Origin of the sequence: Burkholderia sp. HAN2018 (assembly GCF_024704855.1) — a bacterium.
Lineage (GTDB): Bacteria > Pseudomonadota > Gammaproteobacteria > Burkholderiales > Burkholderiaceae > Burkholderia > Burkholderia cepacia.
This window is the reverse complement of the sequence record NZ_QOBB01000325.1, coordinates 1-6,131: the sequence shown is the minus strand read 5'-3', so window position 1 is coordinate 6,131 and position 6,131 is coordinate 1. Positions and strand designations below refer to the sequence as shown.

Here is a 6,131-nt window from a genome sequence, read left to right as displayed (position 1 = left end):
GACCCGGGCGCCTGCCCCGGTCGTGCCGGCCGCGCAGGCCGTGTCGACCGCCGCGGCCGCGCCCGCAGCCGCGTCGGCCGACCCGTATGAACCTCCGCCGCCGCGCATGCAGACGGCTCAGCAGCAAGCAACTTCCGTGAGCGACAGCACGGGCACAGCCGCCGCCACCATGACCGCGAATGCAGCGCCAGCCGGTCCGGCCGAGGTCGGCACCCAGATTCCGACGACGGCACTGACGGCCGCCCAGGCTGCCGCCTTCGATGCGGAGCCGCCACCCGCCATCGCGACGACGTCACCGCGCGGCACCGAACCAGCCCCCGTGCAGGTATTGCGCGCGTCGACGCAATCGGCCCCCGTCAGCCCGCGTACCGCCACCGCAGACGATCCGATTGCCCGGTTCGCGAACGGAAGTTACTAGCCCGCTTCGCCTTCGCCTGCGAACACGCGCGACTACAAACCCGTCATTCGCCGCACATTTCCGCTGCCCCAAAAGGAAAATGCGCCGCAGCCTTTCGGCTTGCGGCGCATTTCATGTCCGTTCGACAGTGCTGGCGATCAGAAGATCTGATGGCCGAGCCACCATCCACCGGCCGCGAACAGCGCGGCTGCGGGCAGCGTCAGCACCCACGCCCACACGATGTTGCCGGCGACGCCCCAGCGCACGGCCGACAGCTTCTGCGTCGCACCGACACCGACGATCGCGCCGGTGATCGTATGCGTGGTCGATACGGGAATGCCGAGGAACGACGCGATGAACAGCGTGATCGCCCCGCCGCTTTCCGCGCAGAAACCACCGACCGGCTTGAGCTTCGTGATCTTCTGGCCCATCGTGCGCACGATGCGCCAGCCGCCGAACAGCGTGCCGAGGCCCATCGACAGGTAGCACGCGCCGATCACCCACGCGGGCGGCGCATCGGCGGTGGCCGATGCGTAGCCGCTCGCGATCAGCAGCATCCAGATGATGCCGATCGTCTTCTGCGCGTCGTTGCCGCCGTGGCCGAGGCTGTACAAGCCGGCCGACAGCAGCTGCAGCCGGCGGAAGCGCCGGTCGACCTTGCTGGGCGCGGTTCGGAAGTACAGCCACGACACGCCGAGCATGAACAGCGAACCGAGGATGAAACCGAGCAGCGGCGAAATGAAGATGAACGCGATGGTCTTCAGCAACCCGTCGATGTTCAGCGAAGCCCAGCCCGACTTGGCGAGCGCCGCGCCGACGAGGCCGCCGATCAGCGCGTGCGACGAGCTCGACGGAATCCCGTAGTACCACGTGATCACGTTCCAGCCGATCGCACCGACCAGCGCGCCGAATATGACGTAGTGGTCGACGATCTCGGGGTCGATGGTGCCTTTACCGACGGTCTGCGCGACTTTCAGGTGGAAGATGAAATACGCGATGACGTTGAACGCCGCCGCGAACACCACGGCTTGCTGGGGCTTCAGCACCCCGGTGGACACGACGGTGGCGATCGAGTTCGCCGCGTCGTGAAAGCCGTTCATGAAGTCGAATACGAGCGCGACGAGCACCAGCGTCGCGACCATCCAGAGGGCGAGTTGTATCGAATGCATCGTGGTCCGCTCAGGCGTTTTCCAGCACGATGCCTTCGATGATGTTCGCGACGTCCTCGCACTTGTCGGTGATCTCTTCGAGCAGCTCGTAGATCGCCTTCAGCTTGATGAGCGTCTTCACGTCGTCTTCCTCGCGGAACAGCTTCGACATCGCCGCGCGCAGCACGCGATCGGCCTCCGATTCCCAGCGGTCGATCTCCTCGCACTGCTTGAGGATCTGCGCGGACTGCTTCATGTCGGACAGCAAGCCGACCGCCTGCTGCACGTGCTGGGCGGACTGCGTGACGATGTGCGCGAGCTGGCTCGCCTCGGACGTGACGGACTGCACGTCGTACAGCGACACGGCGGTCGCGACGTCTTCCATCAGGTCGAGGATGTCGTCCATCGTCGTGATCAGCTTGTGGATCTCGTCGCGATCGAGCGGCGTGATGAAAGTCTTGTGCAGCAGATCGATCGCCTCGTGCGTGAGCTTGTCAGCGGCCTTCTCGGCAATTTGCACGTTTTGCTTGTGAATCTCGGCGTCGGCGAGATTGTCGATCAGCAGTTCGAGCTCGCGGCCACCGGAAACGATGTGCTTCGCGTGCGCGTTGAAGAGTTCAAAGAACTTGCCCTCGGTGGGCATGAATCGACCGAACATGGGATTCCTGAGAGATTGTCAAACTACTGTCACGAAAACGGGCGACATTGTACCGTTTTCGGTCGCGCCGCGACGCGCGCACATGCGCACGCCGGGATTGGATACAACGTTTGGCGATTTAGGGCTTTACAACCGGCGCTACTCGCCGTAGAAAGTCTGCGCTCCCGCAAAATTGTCGAACTTCGTGTATTGCCCCAGGAACGTGAGTCGAACGGGGCCGATCGGGCCGTTACGTTGCTTGCCGATGATGATTTCAGCCGTGCCTTTGTCGGGGCTGTCCGGGTTGTAAACTTCGTCACGGTAAATGAACAGGATCACGTCCGCATCCTGCTCGATTGCGCCCGATTCGCGCAAATCGGACATCACCGGACGCTTGTTCGGGCGCTGTTCGAGGCCGCGGTTCAACTGCGACAGCGCGATCACCGGCACGTCGAGTTCCTTCGCGAGACTCTTCAGCGATCGCGAGATTTCCGAGATTTCGGTCGCGCGGTTCTCGCCCTGCGACGAACCCGACATCAGCTGCAGGTAGTCGACGATGATCAGGCCGAGCTTGCCGCACTGCCGCGCCAGACGCCGTGCGCGCGAGCGCAATTCCATCGGGTTCAGGCCGCCCGTCTCGTCGATGAAGAGCTGCGCCTCGCTCATCTTCTGCACCGCGTGCGTCAGCTTCGGCCAATCCTCGTCCGTCAGGCGACCGGTACGCATCCGGTGCTGATCGAGCCGGCCGATCGAGCCGAGCATACGCATCACGAGCTGGGTGCCCGGCATTTCCATCGAGAACACCGCGACCGGCAGCCCGTACTCGACCGCGACGTATTCGCCGATGTTCATCGAAAAGGCGGTCTTACCCATCGACGGTCGTCCCGCGACGATGATCAGTTCGCCGCCGTGCATCCCGGAGGTCATCCGGTCGAGGTCGACGAAGCCCGTCGGCGTGCCCGTGACGTCGCTCGGGTTCGCGGTGTGGTACAGCGTATCGATGCGCTCGACGACCTGCGTGAGCAGCGGGCCGATCTCGAGGAAGCCCTGGTTGCCGCGCGCGCCCTCTTCGGCGATCGAGAACACCTTCGATTCGGCCTCGTCGAGCAGCTGACGGACTTCCTTGCCCTGCGGGTTGAACGCATCGGCCGAGATTTCGTCGGCAACCGACACGAGCCGGCGCAGCACCGCACGGTCGCGCACGATTTCCGCATAACGGCGGATGTTCGCGGCGCTCGGCGTGTTCTGCGCGAGGGCGTTCAGGTACGCGAGGCCGCCGACGTCGTCGGCCTTGCCGGACGTGGTCAGCGCTTCGTACACGGTCACGACGTCGGCTGGGCGCGTCGACGCGATCAGCCGGCCGATGTGCTCGTAGATGATCCGGTGATCGTAGCGATAGAAATCGCCCTGCGACAGGAAGTCGGCAATCCGGTCCCATGCCGCGTTGTCGAGCAACAGGCCGCCGAGCACCGACTGTTCGGCTTCGACCGAATGCGGCGGGACTTTCAGCGATTCGATTTGGGGATCTTGCGGCGCGTTCATGGGTTGGGATTATCGCGAATAGATCACGGCAGCGCTACCGCTCCGGCGATCGGGCAATAAAAAAGGCAGGCCCCGGTTGCCCGGGCGCCTGCCCTTGTCCGGACGACGGAAGCCGCCCGGAAAGCTTGCATACGCTTACGCGTGGTCGCCGATCACGTTGATCGTGACGTCGACGACGACGTCCGTGTGCAGCGCGACCTGGACGTTGTGCTCGCCGATCATCTTCAGCGGGCCTTCCGGCATGCGAACTTGCAGCTTCTCGACTTCGAAACCTGCCTTCTTCAGCAGTTCCGCGACGTCGCCGTTCGTGACCGAGCCGAACAGACGGCCGTCAACGCCCGACTTCTGCGTGATTTCGAACGACTGGCCGTTCAGCTTCTCGCCGACTGCCTGCGATGCTGCCAGCTTTTCAGCGGCGATCTTTTCGAGTTCAGCGCGGCGCACTTCGAATTCGGCGATCGCTTCCTTCGTTGCACGGCGAGCCTTGCGGTTCGGGATCAGGAAGTTGCGAGCGTAACCGTCCTTGACCTTGACGATGTCGCCGAGGTTGCCCAGATTGGCGACTTTTTCCAACAGAATGATTTGCATTCGAATTCTCCTTATGGCGTCGCCGAGTTACGCCTTGTGCTGATCGGTGTACGGCAGCAGCGCGAGGAAACGCGCACGCTTGATTGCCGTGTCGAGCTGACGCTGATAGTGCGCCTTCGTACCCGTCAGACGCGCCGGCGTGATCTTGCCGTTTTCGCCGATGAAGTCCTTCAGCGTTTCCGTGTCCTTGTAGTCGATCTGCTCGACGCCTGCGGCCGTGAAACGGCAGAACTTCTTGCGCTTGAAGAGCGGGTTTTGTTGCTGACGACGCTTGTCGAATTTCTTACCAGTCGGGCGGGGCATGATTTCAGTCCTTTCCAATGTCCTGCAATGCTGTGATGTGAAACACCAAGGTTCTCGCGTTGCGGCTTTTCTTTGCCAGGAAGCCCGTGAACAGCGTTTCGACGCCCATTTCACGGCTTTCCAGCCTGCCGCTCGCCTCACCGGCCGCCACCGCCTCGATCGTCATTTCGACCTGACGGGGAATGCCTGCTTCGACGACTTCCGTGCGGTGATGCAATGTGGCGCTTGCGATCGGAACACCTGCCGGCGTATATCGCACCGGTGCGCGTTCGACGACGCTTGCCGTCAATTGCAACCTGTTCACGTGAGTGGCGCGCTCCTTGATGGCTTAATGAATGACGAACTTAAGCCTGCGCTTCGGTCGGCTGAGCTGCAGCCGCCTTCTTGGCTTCTTCGCGCTGAACTTCCTTCATCATCGGCGACGGGCCGGTTTCGGCCTTCTTCATCTTGACGATGAGGTGGCGCAGCACGGCGTCGTTGAACTTGAACGCGTGTTCGAGTTCGTCGAGCGTCGTCTGGTCGCACTCGATGTTCATGCAGACGTAGTGAGCCTTCGCGAGTTTCTCGATCATGTAGGCCAGTTGGCGACGGCCCCAGTCTTCGACACGGTGGATCTGGCCGCCGTGCGACGTGATCGTGGTCTTGTAACGCTCGATCATCGCGGGCACTTGCTCGCTCTGATCGGGGTGCACGATGAATACGATTTCGTAATGACGCATTACACACTCCTTGTGGATTAAAGCCACCCGGGCGTCTGAACCGGTGTGGCAAGTGAGAAGCCGAAGATTCTAACCCGGATACGGGGCGCATGCAAGACCAATCGACGATTGGCGCGCGGATTCGGCCATGTTTTCAAAGACTTGAAGGGGCGAGACCGGACAGCCGGACCGTTCTTCGGCCTTTTCCCCGGTCAGGGTCGGAACGCAAGCGTGCGGCGGGCCCGCAGCCCGCCGTCGTGGCGTCATTCGCTGCGCGTGCCGGCCAGCCGCGCGTCGAGCGCGGTCCTGAATGCCGCAAGTGCCGACGGCTCGGCGTCGGTCACGGCCCACCACGTCATCCCGGCCGCATCCCAGCGGTCGAGCGCATAGCCCTGCGACACGGTCGAGTACGGCGCCCCCGGCCCTTCCCCGGCCGGCCGCACATAGACGTCGATCACGTGCTGCCGGTAACGGTAGACCAGCACCGCGACACGGCGGCGTCCGACGTAGTCGAGCCGGCCGCCGAGCAGCGCGAAGCCGTTCGCCGCGAGATCCTCGACCGGCGGCGCATAGTCGAGCCGGCCGTTGAACCACGGCTTGACCGTGTGCCGGTCGGTCGAGATCACGTCGATGTCGCGTGCCGACAGGTCGGCACGCACGTGGCTCGACACGAGTTCGTCGATCGTGCGATCGGTGTCGGCGTGACGCGCGGACACCACCATCCCGCCGGCCGCGGCAAGCGCCACCAGCAACGCGACGCCCCAGCCGAGGCCGGGCAATGCCGCGAAGCGCGGCCCGGCGCCGGCCGTGGCCGGGCG

At 63.6% G+C, this 6,131-nt stretch carries 7 protein-coding genes and 2 pseudogenes; 1 reads left to right on the top strand and 8 read right to left on the bottom strand.

The window, feature by feature from the left end; genetic code table 11:
* Nucleotides 1-418 (top strand): annotated as a pseudogene (locus tag DPV74_RS38170) (peptidoglycan endopeptidase); the annotation flags it as partial.
* 137 nt (nt 419-555) lie between these two features.
* Here DPV74_RS38170 and DPV74_RS38165 read toward each other — a convergent pair.
* The 8 genes and pseudogenes from DPV74_RS38165 to DPV74_RS38130 form a co-directional block, all read right to left on the bottom strand.
* A complete protein-coding gene (locus DPV74_RS38165; RefSeq protein WP_059687391.1) occupies nt 556-1,566 on the bottom strand; it encodes an inorganic phosphate transporter in 1,011 nt (336 codons plus the stop codon).
* A 10-nt stretch (nt 1,567-1,576) separates the two neighbouring features.
* Nucleotides 1,577-2,203, bottom strand: a complete 627-nt coding sequence (locus DPV74_RS38160) for a DUF47 domain-containing protein (RefSeq protein WP_006478627.1) — start codon at nt 2,201-2,203, stop codon at nt 1,577-1,579.
* 138 nt (nt 2,204-2,341) lie between these two features.
* Nucleotides 2,342-3,724, bottom strand: coding sequence for a replicative DNA helicase (locus DPV74_RS38155; protein ID WP_006486249.1), 1,383 nt, complete (start codon nt 3,722-3,724; stop codon nt 2,342-2,344).
* Between the two features lie 135 nt (nt 3,725-3,859).
* A complete protein-coding gene (gene rplI, locus DPV74_RS38150) occupies nt 3,860-4,312 on the bottom strand; it encodes a 50S ribosomal protein L9 (protein ID WP_021156519.1) in 453 nt (150 codons plus the stop codon).
* A gap of 27 nt (nt 4,313-4,339) precedes the next feature.
* Nucleotides 4,340-4,615 carry a 30S ribosomal protein S18 gene (gene rpsR, locus DPV74_RS38145; protein ID WP_006486248.1) on the bottom strand — a complete coding sequence of 92 codons (276 nt, stop codon included), beginning with the start codon at nt 4,613-4,615 and terminating at the stop codon, nt 4,340-4,342.
* 4 nt (nt 4,616-4,619) lie between these two features.
* Nucleotides 4,620-4,919, bottom strand: a complete 300-nt coding sequence (gene priB / locus DPV74_RS38140) for a primosomal replication protein N (protein ID WP_011657069.1) — start codon at nt 4,917-4,919, stop codon at nt 4,620-4,622.
* Nucleotides 4,920-4,959: 40 nt separating this feature from the next.
* Nucleotides 4,960-5,334: a 30S ribosomal protein S6 gene (rpsF, locus tag DPV74_RS38135; protein WP_006402295.1), complete on the bottom strand. Its 375-nt coding sequence runs from the start codon at nt 5,332-5,334 to the stop codon at nt 4,960-4,962.
* Between the two features lie 242 nt (nt 5,335-5,576).
* A pseudogene (locus DPV74_RS38130) lies at nt 5,577-6,131 on the bottom strand (anti-sigma factor); the annotation flags it as partial.

What these genes read in the sequence shown, in the direction of transcription:
- DPV74_RS38155 (WP_006486249.1), bottom strand. Translation starts at nt 3,724, where the DNA reads ATGAACGCGCCGCAAGATCCCCAAATCGAATCGCTGAAAGTCCCGCCG.
- rplI (WP_021156519.1), bottom strand. Translation starts at nt 4,312, where the DNA reads ATGCAAATCATTCTGTTGGAAAAAGTCGCCAATCTGGGCAACCTCGGC.
- DPV74_RS38160 (WP_006478627.1), bottom strand. Translation starts at nt 2,203, where the DNA reads ATGTTCGGTCGATTCATGCCCACCGAGGGCAAGTTCTTTGAACTCTTC.
- rpsR (WP_006486248.1), bottom strand. Translation starts at nt 4,615, where the DNA reads ATGCCCCGCCCGACTGGTAAGAAATTCGACAAGCGTCGTCAGCAACAA.
- DPV74_RS38165 (WP_059687391.1), bottom strand. Translation starts at nt 1,566, where the DNA reads ATGCATTCGATACAACTCGCCCTCTGGATGGTCGCGACGCTGGTGCTC.
- rpsF (WP_006402295.1), bottom strand. Translation starts at nt 5,334, where the DNA reads ATGCGTCATTACGAAATCGTATTCATCGTGCACCCCGATCAGAGCGAG.